Source organism: Clostridium polynesiense (genome assembly GCF_000820705.1).
Lineage (GTDB): Bacteria > Bacillota > Clostridia > Clostridiales > Clostridiaceae > Clostridium_AA > Clostridium_AA polynesiense.
This window is the reverse complement of record NZ_CCXI01000100.1, coordinates 15,048-34,158: the sequence shown is the minus strand read 5'-3', so window position 1 is coordinate 34,158 and position 19,111 is coordinate 15,048. Positions and strand designations below refer to the sequence as shown.

The window sequence follows — 19,111 nt, the reverse complement described above, 5'->3', positions numbered from 1 at the left end:
TGGAGATAAGTAAATGTTTACTGGATAAAAAGATATAAAAATTTAAAAATAAGTTGCATAAATATAATATATATATGTATAATTATACATATAATTTAAATAGAAAATTAATTGTTTATAAATATGAAGGAGTGGACAACATGAAAAAAGGTACTGTAAAAAAATTAATAGCAAGTGTATTAGCCGGAGCTTTAATGTTTTCAATAACAGCTTGCGGAAATAAAAATAACGGAGGACAGGATGGAAATCCATCAAGTTCACAAAGCTCATCAGAAGGAATTTTAGAAAAAATTAAAAAATCCGGTAAGATAGTTTTAGGTACAAGCGCTGACTTCCCTCCTTATGAATTCCATAAAGAAATAAATGGTAAGGATGAAATAATAGGCTTTGACATATCTATAGCTAAAGAAATAGCTAAAGACTTAGGGGTTGAACTAGAAATAAAAGATATGAAATTTGACGGTCTGCTTACTGCTTTAGAAGCTTCAAAAGTAGACTTTGTAATGGCTGGAATGAATCCGGATGCTGAAAGGTCAAAGAGTGTAGATTTTTCAAAAATTTATTATGAAGCTGAACAAACCATACTTGTAAGAGCAGAGGATAAAGAAAAATATAACGGAGTAGAATCACTTACAGGCAAAAAAATTGGAGCTCAGAAAACTTCTGTTCAGGAAAAGATAGCTAATGAGCAGATAAGAGATGCACAGGTTAAATCCTTAGGTAAGGTTACTGATTTGGTTATGGAATTAAAGAATAAAAAGGTAGAAGCTGTGGTAGTTGAAACTGTTGTTGCAAAATCTTATGCTGCTGCAAATAAGGATTTAGCTGTGGCAGATTTTAAATTTGATGCAGGCAAGGATGAAATTGGTTCTGCTGTTGCCGTTAAAAAAGGATCAAAGGATCTTGTTGAGGCTGTAAATAAAACTTTAGATAGACTTATAAGTGAGAAAACAATAGAAAAAATGGTTATAGAAGCTAACAATCAAGTGGATAATCAATAATTTAGGGGGAAAAGATGGACTTCAGTTTTTTATCAAAATATCAGATGTTCTTTATTAATGGGGCAAAACTGACAATATTTTTAGCATTTTTCACCGTGCTTTTAGGCACTGTGCTGGGACTTTTACTCTCATTAATGAAGCTGTCAAAAAGCATTATTTTAAAGAGTATAGCTACAGTTTATATAGAGTTTATAAGGGGTACCCCTATATTAGTTCAGTTATACATCATATATTATGGGTTACCTTCTTTAGGAATAGAATTTCCCGATGTAATTGCGGGTATAATCACTCTTTCTTTAAATAGTGCTGCGTATGTAGCTGAAATAATCAGAGCAGGAATTAATGCCGTGGATAAGGGACAGATGGAAGCTGCAAGAAGCCTTGGAATGAACAATTTCCAAGCAATGAGGCACATTATAATACCTCAGGCCTTTAAAAATATACTCCCTGCATTAGGTAATGAGTTTATAGTTATTATAAAGGAGTCATCTATAGTATCCGTTATAGGTATTCATGAACTCATGTATAATGCTGAAACTGTAAGGGGAAACACCTTTAAACCCTTCGAACCTCTTATTGTTGCAGCTGTAATATACTTTATAATGACATTTACACTGTCAAAACTCTTGGGAATTGCAGAAAGGAGGATGAAGGTAAGTGATAAAAACTAACAATCTTCATAAGTATTTTGGTAAACTCCATGTTCTTAAAGGAGTAAATGAATATGTAAATAAAGGTGAAGTTCTGGTTATTATTGGTCCAAGCGGATCCGGTAAGAGTACTTTTTTAAGATGTTTAAACTTACTTGAAGCCCCTTCGGAAGGAAGTATAACCTTTAAAGAAAAGGATATAACAAATAAGGATGCAGATATAAATAAAGTCCGTGAAAATATGGGGATGGTTTTTCAGCAATTTAATCTTTTTCCTCATATGACAGTGCTTGATAACATAACACTGGCACCTATGAAGGTTAAGAATAAAAGCAGGAAAGAAGCAGAAAAAACTGCATATAAGCTTTTGAAGAAGATAGGGCTTGAAGATAAGGCGTTAAGCTATCCTGCAAAGCTGTCAGGAGGGCAAAAGCAGAGGATAGCTATTGCCAGAGCACTTGCTATGGAGCCTGAAGTTATGCTTTTCGATGAACCTACCTCAGCTCTTGATCCTGAAATGGTAGGAGAGGTATTGAATGTTATGAAGGAGCTTGCAGCAGAAGGCATGACTATGGTAGTAGTTACTCATGAAATGGGATTTGCGAAAGAAGTAGCTGATAGGGTAATTTTCATGGATGAAGGTAAGATAATTGAGGAAGGAAGTCCGGAAGATATTTTCTCTAATCCTAAAAATCCAAGAACTAAAGATTTCTTAAGTAAGGTTCTTCATTAATCATTTAATGTCGAATAGATAAATATGTGTGAAAATATTATGAGATTTATAAAAGGCATTATTATTTTATTTAAATAAATTAATAATGCCTTTTTTACTTTCTCCATAATTTATTCATAAATATATGGTAATATAGACTAGGTTAATTTTGTACAAAAGAGGAGGAGGTTATGGATACTATCAAAAGAATATTAGTAGTAGACGAAGAAAAGAGAAATGTTAATATAATCGAAAACTATCTCCAGCGAGAGGGATATATAATATATAAATCTTATGCAGTTAATGAAGCTTTAGAAATTTTAAATATAATTGATATAGCTTTAATTATAATATCTGATAAGCTGCTTGTGAAATTTGAAAAAAGCCTGCAGCAATTGAGTGATGAAAAGCAGTTAACTACAATTATGGTGTTGAAAGATTCATCCTCTTTAAAAATGAAAAAAGCAGAGCTTAATTCTAAAAGGGAATACTTTAATGTTAAGCCCTTTAATGCCAGATTATTTATGGCTAAGGTAAATACTGTGATAAAGAATATTGACAGAAAAAAATCCACTTCTCTACGGGTTTACAGCTATAATGATGACGATTTATCCATTGATTTTGATGTCAGAGTGGTTAAGAAAAAAGGAGCAGAAATTTCTCTCACTTCCACAGAATATAGAATACTAACTTTAATGGCTTCTAATCCTAATAAGGTATTTACAAGATCAGAGCTCTTAGATTATGTAATGAGGCAGGATTTTGACGGTTTTGACAGGGTAATAGATTCGCACATTAAAAATCTCAGAAGTAAAATAGAAGATAATTCCAGAAATCCTAAGTATATAGTTACAATTCACAAAGTTGGTTATAAGTTTGTAGGAATCTAAATATCATCTCTTCATAGATACAGTTTCTAATCTCTTTCTCCAAAAATGAATAAATCAGCAAAATAAAGAGGCTGTGTTTTCAGCCTCTTTATATTTCAGGGTATGGGTTGATAAAACTTAAAAAGGGGTTTATTTTTATAAAAGGGATTATAGCCTGATTGTTAAGCTCGTCTTCCGGTTAAAAAGTCTATTATAAATACTATTACAGCGATTACTAACAGTAGGTGTATCAAGGAACCTCCCATTTTAAACAGAAGACCAAGAAGCCAAATTAGTAGTATGATTCCGCCTATCCATCTTAAAAATCCCATATTATTCTCTCCTTTTTTGATCCGATTTTATTTTTTTAATATTTCTATTATGTTCTTTATTAACTCAGTACCTATGGAGATATACTGTGCAGCCAGCTCCGTTTTTTCCGTTACATCCAAAGTAGTCTTTGTTACAGCTGCACCTACTAAATCCACGGTATCAGTAACTGTATCCACACTTCCTCTTACATCTTTAACTATGAGGTTAACATTGTCCACTACTTCAGGAACGCCTTCAGTAATCTCATTTACATTTTTCATGATTTTGGGAAGTGTAGATACGATGGTTTCAATATTGTCTGAGTTTGTTTCTATAAGATTATTTATATTCTTAACAGTAGAGGTAACGTTTTTTAATGTAATTATTAAATAAACTGCTACCGCTGCTAATAATAGAAATATCAGAAGAAACAACACTTCTCTGAGAGATATCATCGTATCCAAATAAATCACCTATCCTATCTGTTATTTAAGGTCTGATTTAACATCCTTTATGGTTTTGTATAAATCTTCCTTTGTATCTTTAGCATCTTCAATAACTACTTTTCCATCTTTTTTTATGCTTTTTTTTGCATCTTCAAATTTGTTTTCCATATCAGATGAATTGGATTTAATATCATCTTTTATATCTTTTGCTTTTTCTTTCATAACATCTTTCAGTTCCTCTTTTGTATCAACAGCATGTCCTTTTATATTGTTAATTTTGGACTTACCATCATCTAGAGTGGTCTTTACCTGATCTTTTACTTCATCAGCTTTTACTTTTAGATTATCTACAGTGTCTTTATAAGTATGTTTTAAATCTTTTCTTAAATCTTCTCCTTTTTTAGGAGTTGTCAGGGCAGCTGCAATTGAACCTATAGCTGCACCTACACCAATTAAAGCAAGATTTTTCATACTCTTCTTTCTTTCTACTCTTCTTTTCTCTTTCTTTATCTTATGAACTAATTCGTTATACAGCATAGTTAATACCTCCTAAAATTTTTTAATAAACTCTTTGTGTTTATTTAATTATAGGGGTGTGAAATAGTCATTACAATATCATATCATTATAATTAATAATACATTTACAGCCCGTTAATCTATGTGATTGTTTGTTCATAGAACCGTGATTTTATGCGGTTTCTAAAGTTATGTAAAGTTTACAAAGCAGTGTCAAAAAGCCTCTGTCTTAATAATTCAGACATAGGCTTTTTACATTTTAAGTAAATGAAGAGTTGGATCTATTTTTCCGTTGGATCTATGCTTCCATTTTCTGTGGACTGAATGACTATATAACCTTCTTCATTAGAAGAATCATCTTGAGAAGGTGTACAGCAATGTGTATTTGTCTCAGTCTTTTCGCTATCCTCTTCTTCTAAGAGAATAGTACTCTGTGACATGCTGTTTAAAATATTTATGATTACTGCTGTGGCAGCGGCTCCAAGAATTGCTCCCATCATCAAGGCTCTGAAATTTTTTCTTCTTTCATTCATTCTGTATAAGTAACTCATCAAACATATCATCCCTTTCATGAAATATTACTCCTTTGAAGTTATTTTTAAGACTTTAAATGATAAAGAGGTTATAAATATTATCTGCAGGATACTTTATTCATATTCAATATTAAAGTGGTAATTTGTCCTTTTTAAGAAATTCCCTCCACCATTTTTATTTTTGGTTTTAAACTATGTTATAATAATTAGGTATTTATTGGAGCATTCATCAGTTAGGAGATGTTTATATGGGTATAAATAATAGAATAAAGGATATCACCACCTTAGCAGCAGAAAAATTTTTAAGTTTATATGATGTAAAATATGTTAATAAATCAGGTAAATTAAAGAACTGGACAGTTGCTTCCAGAAAAAGTCGGGAGGAACTTATTAATCAGCATTTCAACGGCGGGAAAGAAAAAACTGATGCTGTGGTAATCTTTGCTGTTCATAAGGAATCAGGGAAACTGGTACTCATAAGACAGTTCAGAGTGCCTGTAAATGACTATATGTATGAGCTGCCTGCAGGTCTTATAGATGGGGATGAAAGTATAGAGGATGCGTTAAAACGTGAGCTTAAAGAAGAAACGGGATTAGCCTTGGTTGATTTAGACAGAAACAAAAAGCTATTTCCTATTTATGCTTCAGGCGGGATGACGGACGAATCCATGGCCATAGCTTTCTGCCTTTGCCAGGGAGAACCCAGCACTGAATATCTGGAAGAGGATGAGGATATTGAAATTAAACTTGTTTCTAAAGAAGAGGCCTCCGAGCTTTTAAAGCAGGATATTAAAATCGACGCAAAAGCATTTTTTGCCCTCCAGCTTTTTGCTATAGCAGGAGAAAAATCAGTTAATCTATAAATTTAAAATTAATGCCTGCATAAAAAAAGAGCTGTGAAAATTATCTCTAATAATTTCACAGCTCTTCTTAAACTAATAAAGTATTTTATACTTTATTTCGCTTCAATATCATGCTTTATTTTCCTCATATTATATGCTTTTGATGTGTTTTTAAAAATTATAATAAGGGAAGTATACAAAGGAACTGCTATAAAGGCTCCCATTAAACCAAAAACAGCGAGACTTATTATTATGATTATGATAACCGTAAGGGGATGAAGCTTTAGCCTGTTGCTCATTATATTGGGAGTTACTAGGTTTTCCTCAAGCTGCTGTACTATAACCGCTGCTAGTACTATTTTTAAAACCATGGATAAATCAATGGTAAAGGCTAATAGTATAGCCGGAAGCACTCCTAAGGGAGGACCTAAAAATGGAATAACCGCCGTTACAGACGCGAAGGTTGATAAAAAAAGAGCGTTAGGCATATCTATGATCTTGTAAGCTATAAACATCATGATTCCTATGACTAATGCTACTGTAAGCTGACTGGTTATATAATTTGAAAGGCTATCATCCATTTCTTTTAAAGTGGTTTTAACCAGATGTTTGTATTTGTCCGGAGTTATGCTTATTATACCTTTAACGAATTTAATATCATCTTTAAGAAGATAAAAAAGCAGGAAAGGAACTATGATTATCTGTGTCAATGCACTGCTTACACTAGAAAAGAATTGGAAAAAGTATGTGGTGATATTAGAAATAACTTTTGAAAAGTATGCAAATATCTTTTCGTTTATATTAAATTTTTCTATGTATTCACCTAGGGATTCTCCGAATAATTTCTTATAATCCGTTAAATTAATAAGTTCACCGTTAGACATTTTTATCTGAAATTCTTTTGTAACCACAGAGGCGCCGTATTTAAATAAAAGCACTATGGAGATTACAAAAAGTAATATGGTTAAAGCCACCGCAAAAGCTTTAAATTTCTTGTTTGTATTTATATAGTTTACAATAGGACGAAGAGCATAATAAAAAAATAAAGTAAATATAAAAGGAGTAAGCAGCATTTTTGCTACTTTTCCTACAGGTTTGAATATATAATCAAGCTGGGTAAAAACAAAAACTATAAGCAGAATCAACAGTATATTAACTAAGGTAAAGGTTGGTCTTTTATTTTGCACATAATTCACCTCCTGAACCGATATAAATATATTACTTCAATATTATTACGGAAATCTCAGGGTTTTCAATAATATCATACAATATTAACAAATTACAGAAATAATTAATAATTAAAAATTAAAAATGAAGGATAAACTCCTTCATTTTTAATTTCTGTTTCTTAATTTTAAATTATTTCAGCGGAACATTGGCGTACTTTGGTTCGCTTTCATTATGAAGCCTGTCCACAGCGGTTATTATATAAACATAAGTTTTTCCGTTTTCTACAGTTTTATCAACATATTTAAAATCAGTTTGATTATCTGTTCTTCTCACTGTGTCAAGAATTCCGAAAGGATCATCTGTACCTTTAGATTTAAGAGGTTCTTTGCCTTTTTAGTATCTATATATTACATAATAGGAAGAATCATTTTTCGCTGAATCTTTCCAGGTTAACTGGATTTCATTATTTCCCTTTTTAGTATTTATGCCTACTACAGCGTTAGGGGCCTTATTATCCAGCCAAGGCATTGAAGGCACCAATGCTTTAGTGTTAAAATAGTCATTTTTTATAGTATCTCTTATCTTAGTTATAAGCTCTTTCTTTTCCTTTTTTTGCTCAGGGGAGCTTCCGGATATATCGAGGATTTCTGGTCTCAGCTGTCTTAAACTGAAGAAAGAGCTGCCTTTAATATTTTTATACATAGAGTTAAACTTCAGCTGATTTGGTATCTCTTCGGCGTTGTGCCAATCATTATCCCAGTAGGCATCGTTATGCTTATAGTTCGCATGTCCTATATACAGATGAGTGTTAGTTCCTTCCACTACTTCTGACCACCAATCAGCAAGTTCTGCATAAGGAGCAGCAGTGGTACCGAATGCCCAGTAAATTTGAGGAGTTATATAGTCTATCCAATTGCTTTTAACCCATTTTCTGGTGTCAGCATATATATCATCATAGCTTGCTGAGGAAGTGATAGGAGTATGTGATCCTATACCGGGATGAATAGCTTCATGACCCCATATACCAAAGGGGCTGATACCAAATTTAACATAAGGCTTTTTAGCTTTTATTTCTTTCGATAAGTCGTGTATGAGAGAATCTATATTGTTTCTTCTCCAGGCTTTTATGTCTCCCTTAAATTCTCCACCGTATTTTTCAAAGGTAGCAGCATCTTCTCCTTTATCTCCGAAAACTACAGGTTTACCATCTCTTGTGGTCTTATAAGGATAAAAATAATCATCAAAATGAATTGCGTCAACATCATATTTGGTTACAACCTCCATGATGCTGTCTCTAACAAACTTTTGAACCTCTGGAATGCCTGGATCCATAATTAATTTGTTATCAAATCTTAACAGATATTCCGGATGCTTTTTGGCAAAATTGCTGTCATGAAGCTTTGGCAATTCTTCAGCTAGAACCTGTTCGGTAGATTTTCTATAATCAAAGGCGTGAGCTACTCTATATGGATTAAACCACGCGTGGAATTCCATGTTGCGTTTATGGGTTTCTTCAATAGCCCATGCTAATGGATCAAAAATCTTGCCCTTTTCCATGATTGGCTCGCCTTGCTTTCCGCTGAGAAATTCAGACCAGGGATTAAGCTCTGATGAGTAAAAAGCATCATTCATAGGTCTTACTTGGAAGGTTACCGCATTCATGTTAAGGGATTCAAAAGTATTTAATATATCTAGATATTCCTTTTTAAACTCACTTACTGTAAGTCCGGGCTTTGAAGGAAAGTCAATATTACTAACTGTAGAAACCCACATGCTTCTAAACTCTCTTTTATTGTGAGGAGGCACCTTGGGAACCTTTACATGCTCTCCGTGAAGAAAGATGGGTGTATTAGTTTGATACTTATAAAGAGGAGTGAGTGAATCCTCTGCTTTAACTTTGGTGTTTGCAGAAACCAAAGGTGTTACAAAGGCTGTAAGTGATGCTATAGCCAAAGCTTTAAAAAATAACTTGCCTTTCATTAAAAAACCTCCTTAAATTATTATGAATATATTAAAAAGCAAATACTGTGCCAGAGGTTCTAAACATATACATATAGCTGATTTACATAGAAAGAAGCTTATTTAATTAATAAATGATACACAGTTGTGATACAGAAGATATGAAATATTAAAGGAAAATTAATGATATTTAGAAATACTTGTTATTTTATAGGTTTTTTTTCGAAAAAAGATTAGAAGTTGATACACTAATAGATGGGAGAAAAAGTAGTGTATCTATAAAAATAAGGCTTACATGAAAAGATTAACATAAAAGTAATAATATTCATATTATATTCATATATTTAAGGTCTCAAAAAATATTCATGAAGAAGTAAAAAAGATTTGAAATAAAATATAGCCCACTAAATGCGGGCTATAAGGTGTAAGAGGAGAGTATATTTAAAATGCCTTTTGGGGGAAGGCGATTTTAATTTTAGGAAGCTGTAATAACTTCCTTATAGGATGATGTTTTGTTTAATGGGGATCATCCATTTAATCTGTTTTGAGTAAAAAATTTAATTTCACTAAAACTAAGATTAAATATGACTTTATTATACATGGTTTTTGAGAATAATAAAAGGTTTTTTTTATTAAAATTTTATGAATATGCTTTAATTACCTTAAATTGGCTCGCGGAATAAAGTTTTATTAAAAATCATGGAAAAAATATTTAAATTTTTTATAAAAGCTATTTTATATTTATCCAAAACAGTATATAATATTATTGTAACCATAGAAGTTATAACACCAAAGCTAGGTGTTTATTATTGCACGGGTTTTAATATGAAATTGGGTTTCTAAAAAGCAGAGTAGTTTTACTCTGCTTTTTAATTTTTCCTTTTGTTATTATGCTTCATAAATTTCTAAGGGAAGGCCGTCGGGGTCGAAAAAGAAGGTGAATTTTTTATTTGTAACTTCATCTAATCTTATAGGCTCTGTTTTTATCTTTTTCTCTTTAAGGGTATTTACTGCTTCTGCAATATTATCAACTTGAAAGGATAAATGCCTTAGTCCGCAGGCTTCGGGGTAACTTGGTCTTTTTGGAGGATTTGGAAAGGAAAAAAGCTCTAATACATATTCTCCGTTTAAGGCTAAATCCAGCTTAAAGGATTGTCTTTCTTCTCTGTAAGTTTCTTTGATTACTTTAAGTCCCAGCTTATTTACATAGAAATCTTTAGAAGTATAATAATTGCTGCAGATAACAGCTATATGATGTATTTTTTTAAAATTCATATACGACACCTCATAAATATATAATAATATATGCAGCTTGATTATAGCACCGCAGATTTTAATTTACTACTATACGTGAACGATATTTAATAATTAGATTACAATCTATAAATATCTTAATAGGTCTTTAATGATATAATAATTATAAAAGGAACTAGATTTGGAGGGTTATTTATGAGAGTTATTAAAAGGAATGGCAGAGCAGAAGAATTTGACTCATCTAAAATAAAAACTTCTTTAGCAAATACTTCAGACAGTATAAATGAACCATTGACTCAGGGAGATTTAAATTCCATAACCAATGAGGTTGCCGATAAAATAAAAAGCAGATATAAAAATGAAATTACATATATACAAATTAGAGACCTTATAATAGAAAATTTAAAAAATAGAGCCTTCTTTAATATTGTAAAAGCTTATAGAAATTCCAACGGTCTAAAGAAAAATCAGATCTGATTTAATACGAGCTGAGGGGTTTTGTTATCATAAGTTCAGGTGTAAACCTGGACTTTTTTATTGTAAATTGAAGGGGGATTTTTTAAATTCATAGATAATACAAAGGGGATGAGGTATACTTATATTAATAGATGCAGTTATTGTCATGATAAAAATACTCTGATAAACATATTCCTGTAGCTATATTTGTTAAAAAAATAACATAAGGGGAGAGCAAGGTGAATATAGATTTTTATGCTTATTTTATCAGTTCCTTTATCCTTATAGTTATATTGACTTGGGTTGTCATTTTAAAAAGGTATTATTTTATAGACAAAGTTAGTAGGATGGGTAAAAATATCTTTATTACTGTGGTGATTTTATTGTTTTTGCTGCAGTTAAAAAATAGTATTATTTTTTTAAATGGGATGAAAGATAGAGGGGTAAAAACTGCAGATAACTGTGAAAATAAAGAAAAAGAAGCGGATGTAGGATTATTTAGAAGGAAAATTTATAAAGGGATAAATATACTTTTTTCGGAGAAAAATGCGCCTGCCTTTACTTTGGTTAAATTATATTTAGATGATGTGGAAAAAGATTGTGTGAATATCTTTGAAGAAGCGGAGTTAATCCCTTTGAATATATATCTTGAGGACGAAGAAGAGGCCTTCAAATCCTCTAATCAAGATATAGTGGATTTAAGAGGGATATTTATAATTAATAAAAGTACAGGAGAAAATACAATAAGAATACTGGTAAAAGATGTGCTTCTAGATGTGCTTGCAGTAAAATCCGGAAGAAGTGATTTTAAAAATACATTAAGACATGAGTATTGCCATTATTATTTGAATAGGCTGAAACTGACATATAATTTACAGGAAGGTGATATACCCTTATGGTTTGAAGAAGGAATGGCTGAATATATAGCATCCTGCAGCACTTCTTTCAAAGGTAAAATGCCTGAAGGGGTAATACCGCTTAAAAAACTCATTATTCCTGAATTGTGGCAGGATTATATAGAAGGTGGTAAGGATCCTTATTCTGAAAGTTACTATGCAGTTTATAATCTTATAAAACTAAAGGGTTTGAAGGTAATAAAAAATATATTGGCAGGGACTGCTTCTGAGGGGTTTGAAGCTTCTTTTGAGAGATATACCGAAATGAATATATGTGACTATGAAGCTCTTCTTGAAAAATGCTGCTTATATCAAAGGGATGATCATGAAATACAGAATACTGATAAGTTAGAGGAGGATATGATTCTAAAAGCTAAAATAAAGGGAATGAAGGAATACCTGGAGTATAATCCCTACTGTTATGAGGCATATACTGCTCTTGCTGCTATGTATGTTAAAAGTCAGGAGTATGACATGGCTGTACAGTGCTGTGAGGAGGTTGTAAAAATAAATCCGAAGGATTTCTCAGCATGGAATGCCTTGGGGCTGTCTTTATTGTTAAATAAAGACTACCATAAATGTACAGAGGTTTTTGATTATCTATTGAGAATATCTCCAGGGGACATTTCTATATATAAAAGGCTGGCGGAAGTTATGCTTCTTGAGGATTGGGAAAAGCCAATAATATTATTGAATAAAGCTCTTGATATAGATAATTCAGAAGCTATAAGAAAAGTTTTAGAGAGCTACGAAAAATATCGGAATGAAACCTTGTATGGAGATCCTATGAAAGGGTGCTTTGACCTAATCAGCGGAGAAGGGGTGTTATTAAGGCAGATAAAACTTGACTTAATAGATAAAACTCTTGAGAAATATCCTAACTGTAAAAGTAAATATAAAGAGGAACTCCTTAAGCTGAGGGAGCAGATGGAAACTTAGCTTTATTAAAGAGTTTTAATAATCTTAATATGGTGTTAAAATAGAATTAATAATGTGGTAGACAGGAGGGTGTTTATGAAAGTAAGAAAAAGAGATTCCAGGCTTCAGGATTTTAATCTGGATAAAATTAAAAGGACTATAGCAAATGCTTCTGACGATATTAACGAAGGTATGACAGAAGGAGATTTAAAATCTATAAGCGACGAAATAGAAGAAAAAGTAATGAAGGAATATGATGAGGAGGTTTCTTCATTAACTCTTAGAAAGATAATAGAGGATATGCTTATAAGCTTCGGTTTCTCTAGGGTTGCGGAAAGCTATAAAAATTCCGATAAATAAAAAATATGGAATAAAAAAAGAGCCCTAGAATAATTCTAGGGCCCGTTTAAGGTTATAATACTTTTGGGAGTATTTCGAGGGATTAAAAACTATACTATTTAAACAAGGTTAATCTTAACCGCTTAAATAGAAAGGGACTTTTAATCTTAGGGGTACAATGTTTAGGGGATTATCAATATACTAAAAATAAAGTGTATTGTTCCCACTGGAATTAAAATGGGATTGTATTTATATTATATAACAATAATCTTTATTTATCAATAATAATTATTAAAATATTTTTACTTTTTTATTAGTTTATAAAAATCCTTGTACTGTACTGTTTGTAGGGTTTTTTTTGTATTAACCCTTAGGTTTGAATATCAATGAAGCCATGAATCCGAATATTATAGCGGAGGATATTCCGGAGCTGGTTATTTCAAAAATTCCTGTAAGAACTCCTATAATACCATCGGATTCAGCCTCCATCATGGCGCCTTTCACCAGAGAATGTCCGAAGCTGCTTATAGGAACCGATGCTCCTGCACCTGCAAACTTAACAAGAGGTTCATAAAGCCCCAAACCTCCTAATACCGCTCCTGCTACCACCAGAGTACACATGGTATGGGCAGGTGTCAATGCTAATATATCCATGAGCAGCTGCCCGATAACGCAAATAAGACCTCCGATTATAAAAGCTAGAACAAACTTTTCCATTTTACTTCTCCTTTTTATATTTCTATAGATACTGCGTGAGCTATGCATGGGATAGTTTCCTTTTGTTGATAGGAAATAGGGGAATGCAGAGCTCCTGTAGCAATAACCAGAATTCTTTTTAATTCTCCTTTTTTCATTCTGTTTAAGAAGTGACCGTAGGTTACTGTAGCGGAACAGGCGCAGCCGCTGGCTCCTGCCATTACAGGCTGATCCTGGTTATAGATGAGGGTTCCGCAGTCTGTAAAGATTTCCGGTGGTATTCTAAGGCCGCTTTTTTCCAATAAGTCTGCTGCTATAACATGACCGATTTGTCCTAAATCACCTGTAGCAATAAGGTCATAATAGGCAGGGTCTATCCCTAGGTCGTTAAAATGACTTAGTATTGTATCTGCAGCGGCAGGTGCCATAGCAGCTCCCATGTTGAAGGGGTCTGATATTCCTTTATCTACTATCCTTCCAATGGTGGCACAGACAACTTTAGGACCATTTCCTTTACTGGACACCAATGCTGCACCGGCTCCGGTAACTGTCCATTGTGCTGTAGGTGGTTTTTGAGCTCCGTATTCTGTAGGATATCTAAACTGCTTCTCTGCAGAGACATTGTGGCTGGAGGCTCCGGTTATTACATAGTCAGCGGCTTTACTATCCACTAACAGAGAACCTAAAGCCAAGCTTTCCATGGAGCTTGAGCATGCTCCGAATATTCCTAAATAAGGCATACCCAACTCCCTGGCTGCAAAGCTGCTTGAAATTATTTGGTTCATTAAGTCGCCGCTTATGAAGAACTGTACTTGCTGCTTAGTTAGTCCTGCCTTAGTTATTGCGGTTTCGCAGGCTTCCTGAAGCAGTGCTTTTTCGGCTTTTTCAAAGCTTTTTTCACCAATCCAAATGTCAGTGTGAAGTACATCAAAATCATCTGCCAAGGCTCCCTGAGCTTCAAAGGGACCTCCTACCGCAGCGGAGGCGATTATGACTGGTTTAGAGTTGAACATCCAGGTTTGACTTCCCTGCAGCATTTACATTCCTCCTAACCATTTAAAAGCTATTTTAATTATGGAAACAACAAAAGCTGAAAACACTCCAAAAGCTATAACAGAGCCTGCCAGCTTAAACATATTTCCTCCAACCCCCAAAACATATCCTTCTGTTCTGTGCTCTATAGCAGCAGAGGCAATGGTATTGGCAAAGCCTGTAACTGGGACTGCGGTACCGGCTCCTGCCCATTGAGCAATATGATCATAAACTCCAAAACCTGTTAAAAGTACTGATAGGATTATTAGTACGGCGGTAGCTGGGCTTCCTGCAGTCTGCTCTGTAAAACCAAAATAATTAATAAAAATCCATTGAAGGAATTGGCCTAAGGTACAGATTATGCCTCCGCTTATAAAAGCTCTGATGCAGTTTTTGAAAACAGGTCTCTTAGCCTCTCTTTCCTTGGCGTAATTTTTATATTCTTCTTTAGAAATCTGTAAACTTTTCTTTACAGCCATAAATTCACCTCCTGTGTTGTCTATGTTATTTTTGCCAGTATTTTAAAAAATATTAGTATTTTGCATTATTATTTAAGGAGGATAAAAGAAAAAAAGCATAAAAAAATAAGGCGTGTATAATAACAGCCTTATTTTATGGTGAATTATTTTAACCCATAAATGCAAAAAGCGGTAACGGGTTTTAAATATAATAAGTTTGCTTTTACATTTTTAAAACCTGCAGCCTGAACTTCTTTTGTGATTTTTTCTCTAAGCTGTATACAGTCTGCTTCTGTTTCCAGCCAATAAGGATGCATAGCAATGGCTATTTCTCCGTTATCCTTAAGCACTCTTTTTATTTCTCTTAAAGATTCTTGTACATCCTCCCAATATTGTATGGAATTCACCGAAAACACTAAATCAAAATAATAATCTTCAAAAGGGATTTCCATTACATCGCCTTTTAAAAGCTCAACTTTTCCCTGACGGATTTTTTCTGAGTTTCTTTTTGTCGCTGTCTGGAGCATGATATCTGAAATATCAATGCCTGCAACAAAACCTTCAAAGGCAAAACCAGATGCGCTTTCTATACCCAGTCCTGGACCAAAACCAACCTCCAGAACACTGGATTTTGGCTTTACTTTGGAGTTGGCAACTACCCAGCTGCTCTGATTTTTATCTTTAATCTGCATCAATAACCCTGAAAGTTTACCTAGATTCCCCTGAGGATTTGCGAACTGTTCTTTCAATATTTTCATTAATTCACCCCTTAACTACATTAAAATCCTATGTGTAATATTTTAACCCAATTAAGGTATCAGTGAGGGGGTGTTTATAAATATTAATAAAATTGTAACTTAAATTTATTATTATATTAACAAAAAATAAATTTTACAGATTTCTGCAGGATTCTCGTATTATTAGCTCTGTGCTTAAAAGTGTTCGCTTTGGGGGGGGTTCTTGTTTATAATATAAAATTTAAGAAGGTCTTCATTTAAAACTTTACCTATAAGAGCAAAGGGCAAACCCAGTTCAGAAAGCTTTTCAACCAAGCTGTCATTTATTTTGGAGTTTAATATTAATTATTCTGATGGTCTTATTAATAGAGAAAAGCTTGAATATAATAGAGTTTTAAAAGAGGTTACCGATAGTGTTTATTAATTTAGAATATTTCATAAACTCAATTGTGAAGCTAACAATGCTGCTTTAAAATCATATTATAAAGTATTAAATAATTATTTATAATAATGAAAACAAATCAATTAATTCAGGTTTTATCTGCATTTTTATTAAAAGGGGGGATTATAATGTTTGATAAGTTTTACAGGGAGTACAATATTAAAGTTCCTGAAGGTATTCTCTTTTACCCTGGAGCAGGAGAGGATACTCTAGAGCCTATAGAGCTTTTTGGAGGATTAGTCGATAAGCTTGTATTTGCGGATATTAGAGAAATAACGCTGCCGGATACTAACTGCGAAAAGGTGTTTTATAACAGCGTTAGAAACAGATATTATAGTGGAAGAACTAAGGGAGAAATAGAAAAGGGGATAGTTGAAGAAGTACACATTAAAACTCAGTCAACAAATATAGATATAGGAAATGCTATGTTCAAGTACTTTGATATGGACATAGGAAGTGTAAGAACTGTTAACAATATCAGGGTTGAGGATTGGTACTTATATAACAAGGATAAAATTAAAATAAATACCTTTAATAATGATGGATTTTTATCACTTCTTAACCTTACGGATATTTCAGTATTCTTTTACAGAGGAGACTCCCAAGGAGAGGGAGGAAGCGGGCAGTGGTGGTTTTCTCCACAGGTATTTAAGGTTTTAACTTCAAGACTTACTGATGGAGCCATAATAATAACCGATGGAGCAAACTTTCATCCATCATATAAGATGGTGAGTTGGAGTCCTCTTAGAGATAGGGAGAATAGGCAGGATTTTCCCTATAATGACATGTATTTTGAATATATCGGAGAGAGAGAAGGATATGGCAGAAGCTGCGGTATATGGAGGGTATTGAGAAGGAACAGAAAGTAATAGAAAACTGCAGGATTTTATCCTGCAGTTTTCTATTCATGGATATTTTGTTATGTAGTCTGATAAAATTTATAATTTAATAATTGTAATTTAATAATTATAAATTAATATAGTAATTATAAATTAAATTGTAATTCTGAATTAAAATATACACGGTGCTTAAAATAAGATTTTAAAAGGGAGGCATTATATATTTGTAGGGAAGAGTTTTAAAAGAAGGGAGAAACTATATGAAAGATATAAATTTTAAAAATATAATATGCTTTTTTGATGATTATAATGGAGCAAATATATATGCCGCTATTAATTTGAAGCCGGATAGAATGCTCTTTATATCTGATGATTCTGAAATATTAAAGGAGGATTATGAAAATATAAAAAATCACCTTATAAGGAAATTGCCGGGCTTGAAAGTTGAAAGCGCAGTTATCGATAAAATAAGCTATGATGCTCTGGCTGATATTATAAAATCTTTTAATATTGAGAATACAGCAATAAATCTCTCCAGAGGAAACAGACTTTTAAATCTTATGGCTTTTAAAATTTGCCAGGAGGAGGGATATAAACCTATATATTCGGATATGGACGATGAGGTTATCATAGACTTAAATTCTAAAGAACTTAAGCCTGTCAAAAGAGCTGTTCAGGAGATGAAAATTACAGATCTTATAGCAGGATCAGGGGGTGAAATACTTCAAGACAGCAGCAGATTTTACGAAGATGAAAGAATTATTGAGTTTGTTGAATATATAATAGAGCATTACAGCTTGTGGAAGAAGCTTAAAGGAATACTCAGGAGTAATTTGTATATACAGTACAGTGAGTTATATCCTTTAACGGTGACTATGAATGCCGGGATGATAGTAGATATGCCCCAATTTATGCCTTTTTTGAAGAAGGGTTCAGATATAGGTTTATATAAGCTTCTAAAGGGAAAACATGATTACATAATTCTTCAATTTTATAATATGAACTATAAATCTTTTGTATTTAAGGCGGGGACATGGCTTGAAGTGCTTGTATACAATATTGTTAAAGAGATAAAAGAAGTAGATGATGTGAAAGCAGGAGCGGTTTTTCTATGGGATACCGATCAGGTGAGGCTGAAAAATGAAGCTGATGTACTGGCAACAGCAGGCTCACAGTTACTATACATATCCTGTAAGGACACCCCAAACTATGACGAAAATGCTTTAAATGAGCTGGAGGTATATGCAGAAAAAATCGGAGGAGAGGATGCGGTTAAAATACTTATATCCACAGTTATGCCTTCAAAAAGTACAACCCTTTTAAGAGCAGAAGAAATGGGGATAAAAATACTCATATTTCAAGGAGAAAAGAATAAGCTCAAATCACAGCTTATAAACATTATAAGCAAATGTAAATAAAAGTAAGCACCCCTGGGGTAGTTCCATTATATGGAACTACCCCAGGGGTGCTTACTTTTACTGGAAATGTTTTATCTGCACATTTCCATAAGCTTGTCCAGAATGTAGTCTTCCAATTTGGCTTCACCTATAAAGGTGTTATCATCGAAATCACTAGGCTTTATCCTGAAGAAGTTGATTATTAAACTGCTGCCTTTTATATAATATTCCTCAAGATGAAGAGGTGCAAAAATCACCTCCAGCTCTTCTTTTTCAGCATTAGGAAGCTTTTCGTTAATAATATCCACCATTGGATCCAGGTTTAAAACCTTTATTGGAGCAGCCATCATTTGAGTATATTCGATGTCCTCCATCATCCACATATTATTATTCCAAAATCTTTTTTCAGCTTTTGTGGCGTCGGATAAAAGCTCTCTGTTTTTTATTGCACTTAAGACCTTTCTTACAGACTCAGCGTTGAAATCTTCATCGTAAACTAATTTCATACCCTTCATGTCTGCAACATCATAAAAAAAGCTCTCTGCAACATTTTCTTTTTCTGAAGCTGCCTGCCAGAAATAAAGCATAGCTTCTATGGCTTCTAGATTGACTTTAATTCGCTTTAACATATGTAATC

At 33.0% G+C, this 19,111-nt stretch carries 23 protein-coding genes; 10 read left to right on the top strand and 13 right to left on the bottom strand.

Translation table 11 applies throughout. The features are described 5' to 3' along the window. Positions 1 to 140: 140 nt before the first annotated feature. From TA89_RS09275 to TA89_RS09260, 4 genes are all read left to right on the top strand, one after another. Positions 141 to 1,001, top strand: coding sequence for a transporter substrate-binding domain-containing protein (locus TA89_RS09275; RefSeq protein WP_040212804.1), 861 nt, complete (start codon positions 141 to 143; stop codon positions 999 to 1,001). Between the two features lie 14 nt (positions 1,002 to 1,015). Then, a complete protein-coding gene (locus TA89_RS09270) occupies positions 1,016 to 1,672 on the top strand; it encodes an amino acid ABC transporter permease (protein ID WP_040212802.1) in 657 nt (218 codons plus the stop codon). After that, positions 1,659 to 2,384 carry an amino acid ABC transporter ATP-binding protein gene (locus tag TA89_RS09265; RefSeq protein ID WP_040212798.1) on the top strand — a complete coding sequence of 242 codons (726 nt, stop codon included), beginning with the start codon at positions 1,659 to 1,661 and terminating at the stop codon, positions 2,382 to 2,384. Before TA89_RS09270 ends, TA89_RS09265 begins: the two co-directional genes overlap by 14 nt. 170 nt (positions 2,385 to 2,554) lie before the next feature. Further along, positions 2,555 to 3,253, top strand: a complete 699-nt coding sequence (locus tag TA89_RS09260) for a winged helix-turn-helix transcriptional regulator (RefSeq protein WP_040212796.1) — start codon at positions 2,555 to 2,557, stop codon at positions 3,251 to 3,253. A gap of 161 nt (positions 3,254 to 3,414) precedes the next feature. On the opposite strand, the gene TA89_RS18260 is transcribed toward TA89_RS09260, so the two are convergent. The 4 genes from TA89_RS18260 to TA89_RS09245 form a co-directional block, all read right to left on the bottom strand. After that, positions 3,415 to 3,564, bottom strand: a complete 150-nt coding sequence (locus TA89_RS18260; RefSeq protein WP_147590103.1) for a lmo0937 family membrane protein — start codon at positions 3,562 to 3,564, stop codon at positions 3,415 to 3,417. 27 nt (positions 3,565 to 3,591) lie between these two features. Beyond that, positions 3,592 to 4,008 carry a hypothetical protein gene (locus TA89_RS09255; protein WP_147590102.1) on the bottom strand — a complete coding sequence of 139 codons (417 nt, stop codon included), beginning with the start codon at positions 4,006 to 4,008 and terminating at the stop codon, positions 3,592 to 3,594. Between the two features lie 21 nt (positions 4,009 to 4,029). Next, positions 4,030 to 4,527, bottom strand: coding sequence for a YtxH domain-containing protein (locus TA89_RS09250; RefSeq protein WP_040212791.1), 498 nt, complete (start codon positions 4,525 to 4,527; stop codon positions 4,030 to 4,032). A 260-nt stretch (positions 4,528 to 4,787) separates the two neighbouring features. Then, positions 4,788 to 5,078 (bottom strand): hypothetical protein, encoded by a 291-nt coding sequence (locus tag TA89_RS09245; protein ID WP_040212788.1) that lies wholly within the window; start codon positions 5,076 to 5,078, stop codon positions 4,788 to 4,790. Positions 5,079 to 5,287: 209 nt separating this feature from the next. On the opposite strand from TA89_RS09245, the gene TA89_RS09240 reads away from it, so the two are divergent. Beyond that, entirely contained in the window at positions 5,288 to 5,902 is a 615-nt protein-coding gene (locus TA89_RS09240; RefSeq protein ID WP_040212786.1) for an NUDIX hydrolase, read from the top strand. Positions 5,903 to 5,994: 92 nt separating this feature from the next. Here TA89_RS09240 and TA89_RS09235 read toward each other — a convergent pair whose 3' ends face one another. The 4 genes from TA89_RS09235 to gloA2 all read right to left on the bottom strand — a co-directional run bounded on the left by TA89_RS09235 (position 5,995) and on the right by gloA2 (position 10,285). Beyond that, entirely contained in the window at positions 5,995 to 7,068 is a 1,074-nt protein-coding gene (locus TA89_RS09235) for an AI-2E family transporter (RefSeq protein WP_040212784.1), read from the bottom strand. Positions 7,069 to 7,240: 172 nt separating this feature from the next. Beyond that, complete coding sequence (locus TA89_RS18255; RefSeq protein WP_156120031.1) at positions 7,241 to 7,384, bottom strand: hypothetical protein; 144 nt, start codon at positions 7,382 to 7,384, stop codon at positions 7,241 to 7,243. Positions 7,385 to 7,444: 60 nt separating this feature from the next. Further along, a complete protein-coding gene (locus TA89_RS09230; RefSeq protein ID WP_052447400.1) occupies positions 7,445 to 9,031 on the bottom strand; it encodes a glycoside hydrolase family 10-like protein in 1,587 nt (528 codons plus the stop codon). Between the two features lie 867 nt (positions 9,032 to 9,898). Then, complete coding sequence (gene gloA2, locus TA89_RS09225) at positions 9,899 to 10,285, bottom strand: SMU1112c/YaeR family gloxylase I-like metalloprotein (protein ID WP_040212782.1); 387 nt, start codon at positions 10,283 to 10,285, stop codon at positions 9,899 to 9,901. 174 nt (positions 10,286 to 10,459) lie between these two features. On the opposite strand from gloA2, the gene TA89_RS09220 reads away from it, so the two are divergent. The 3 genes from TA89_RS09220 to TA89_RS09210 all read left to right on the top strand — a co-directional run bounded on the left by TA89_RS09220 (position 10,460) and on the right by TA89_RS09210 (position 12,894). After that, positions 10,460 to 10,741, top strand: coding sequence for an ATP cone domain-containing protein (locus tag TA89_RS09220; RefSeq protein ID WP_040212781.1), 282 nt, complete (start codon positions 10,460 to 10,462; stop codon positions 10,739 to 10,741). Between the two features lie 218 nt (positions 10,742 to 10,959). Next, positions 10,960 to 12,555 carry a tetratricopeptide repeat protein gene (locus TA89_RS09215; RefSeq protein WP_040212779.1) on the top strand — a complete coding sequence of 532 codons (1,596 nt, stop codon included), beginning with the start codon at positions 10,960 to 10,962 and terminating at the stop codon, positions 12,553 to 12,555. Between the two features lie 75 nt (positions 12,556 to 12,630). Continuing rightward, complete coding sequence (locus TA89_RS09210; RefSeq protein WP_040212776.1) at positions 12,631 to 12,894, top strand: ATP cone domain-containing protein; 264 nt, start codon at positions 12,631 to 12,633, stop codon at positions 12,892 to 12,894. Positions 12,895 to 13,236: 342 nt separating this feature from the next. Here TA89_RS09210 and spoVAE read toward each other — a convergent pair whose 3' ends face one another. From spoVAE to TA89_RS09190, 4 genes are all read right to left on the bottom strand, one after another. Beyond that, positions 13,237 to 13,590 carry a stage V sporulation protein AE gene (spoVAE, locus tag TA89_RS09205; protein WP_040212774.1) on the bottom strand — a complete coding sequence of 118 codons (354 nt, stop codon included), beginning with the start codon at positions 13,588 to 13,590 and terminating at the stop codon, positions 13,237 to 13,239. Positions 13,591 to 13,604: 14 nt separating this feature from the next. Next, positions 13,605 to 14,606 carry a stage V sporulation protein AD gene (spoVAD, locus tag TA89_RS09200; RefSeq protein WP_040212772.1) on the bottom strand — a complete coding sequence of 334 codons (1,002 nt, stop codon included), beginning with the start codon at positions 14,604 to 14,606 and terminating at the stop codon, positions 13,605 to 13,607. Continuing rightward, positions 14,607 to 15,080, bottom strand: coding sequence for a stage V sporulation protein AC (gene spoVAC, locus TA89_RS09195; RefSeq protein ID WP_040212769.1), 474 nt, complete (start codon positions 15,078 to 15,080; stop codon positions 14,607 to 14,609). Between the two features lie 143 nt (positions 15,081 to 15,223). Next, positions 15,224 to 15,817, bottom strand: a complete 594-nt coding sequence (locus TA89_RS09190) for a class I SAM-dependent methyltransferase (RefSeq protein ID WP_052447399.1) — start codon at positions 15,815 to 15,817, stop codon at positions 15,224 to 15,226. A 549-nt stretch (positions 15,818 to 16,366) separates the two neighbouring features. Here TA89_RS09190 and TA89_RS09185 point away from each other — a divergent pair. Together TA89_RS09185 and TA89_RS09180 are read left to right on the top strand one after the other, a co-directional pair. Beyond that, a complete protein-coding gene (locus tag TA89_RS09185) occupies positions 16,367 to 17,107 on the top strand; it encodes a hypothetical protein (RefSeq protein WP_040212766.1) in 741 nt (246 codons plus the stop codon). Between the two features lie 230 nt (positions 17,108 to 17,337). Then, positions 17,338 to 18,495, top strand: coding sequence for a Card1-like endonuclease domain-containing protein (locus TA89_RS09180; RefSeq protein WP_040212764.1), 1,158 nt, complete (start codon positions 17,338 to 17,340; stop codon positions 18,493 to 18,495). 71 nt (positions 18,496 to 18,566) lie between these two features. On the opposite strand, the gene TA89_RS09175 is transcribed toward TA89_RS09180, so the two are convergent. Then, complete coding sequence (locus TA89_RS09175; protein ID WP_040212761.1) at positions 18,567 to 19,103, bottom strand: TDE2712 family protein; 537 nt, start codon at positions 19,101 to 19,103, stop codon at positions 18,567 to 18,569. Between the last annotated feature and the right edge of the window lie 8 nt (positions 19,104 to 19,111).

Bases quoted from the DNA above. Each gene is read 5' to 3' on its own strand.
- TA89_RS09275 (WP_040212804.1), top strand. From the start codon at position 141: ATGAAAAAAGGTACTGTAAAAAAATTAATAGCAAGTGTATTAGCCGGA.
- TA89_RS09270 (WP_040212802.1), top strand. From the start codon at position 1,016: ATGGACTTCAGTTTTTTATCAAAATATCAGATGTTCTTTATTAATGGG.
- TA89_RS09260 (WP_040212796.1), top strand. From the start codon at position 2,555: ATGGATACTATCAAAAGAATATTAGTAGTAGACGAAGAAAAGAGAAAT.
- TA89_RS18260 (WP_147590103.1), bottom strand. From the start codon at position 3,564: ATGGGATTTTTAAGATGGATAGGCGGAATCATACTACTAATTTGGCTT.
- TA89_RS09250 (WP_040212791.1), bottom strand. From the start codon at position 4,527: ATGCTGTATAACGAATTAGTTCATAAGATAAAGAAAGAGAAAAGAAGA.
- TA89_RS09245 (WP_040212788.1), bottom strand. From the start codon at position 5,078: ATGAAAGGGATGATATGTTTGATGAGTTACTTATACAGAATGAATGAA.
- TA89_RS09240 (WP_040212786.1), top strand. From the start codon at position 5,288: ATGGGTATAAATAATAGAATAAAGGATATCACCACCTTAGCAGCAGAA.
- TA89_RS09230 (WP_052447400.1), bottom strand. From the start codon at position 9,031: ATGAAAGGCAAGTTATTTTTTAAAGCTTTGGCTATAGCATCACTTACA.
- gloA2 (WP_040212782.1), bottom strand. From the start codon at position 10,285: ATGAATTTTAAAAAAATACATCATATAGCTGTTATCTGCAGCAATTAT.
- TA89_RS09220 (WP_040212781.1), top strand. From the start codon at position 10,460: ATGAGAGTTATTAAAAGGAATGGCAGAGCAGAAGAATTTGACTCATCT.
- TA89_RS09210 (WP_040212776.1), top strand. From the start codon at position 12,631: ATGAAAGTAAGAAAAAGAGATTCCAGGCTTCAGGATTTTAATCTGGAT.
- spoVAE (WP_040212774.1), bottom strand. From the start codon at position 13,590: ATGGAAAAGTTTGTTCTAGCTTTTATAATCGGAGGTCTTATTTGCGTT.
- spoVAD (WP_040212772.1), bottom strand. From the start codon at position 14,606: ATGCTGCAGGGAAGTCAAACCTGGATGTTCAACTCTAAACCAGTCATA.
- spoVAC (WP_040212769.1), bottom strand. From the start codon at position 15,080: ATGGCTGTAAAGAAAAGTTTACAGATTTCTAAAGAAGAATATAAAAAT.
- TA89_RS09190 (WP_052447399.1), bottom strand. From the start codon at position 15,817: ATGAAAATATTGAAAGAACAGTTCGCAAATCCTCAGGGGAATCTAGGT.
- TA89_RS09185 (WP_040212766.1), top strand. From the start codon at position 16,367: ATGTTTGATAAGTTTTACAGGGAGTACAATATTAAAGTTCCTGAAGGT.
- TA89_RS09180 (WP_040212764.1), top strand. From the start codon at position 17,338: ATGAAAGATATAAATTTTAAAAATATAATATGCTTTTTTGATGATTAT.
- TA89_RS09175 (WP_040212761.1), bottom strand. From the start codon at position 19,103: ATGTTAAAGCGAATTAAAGTCAATCTAGAAGCCATAGAAGCTATGCTT.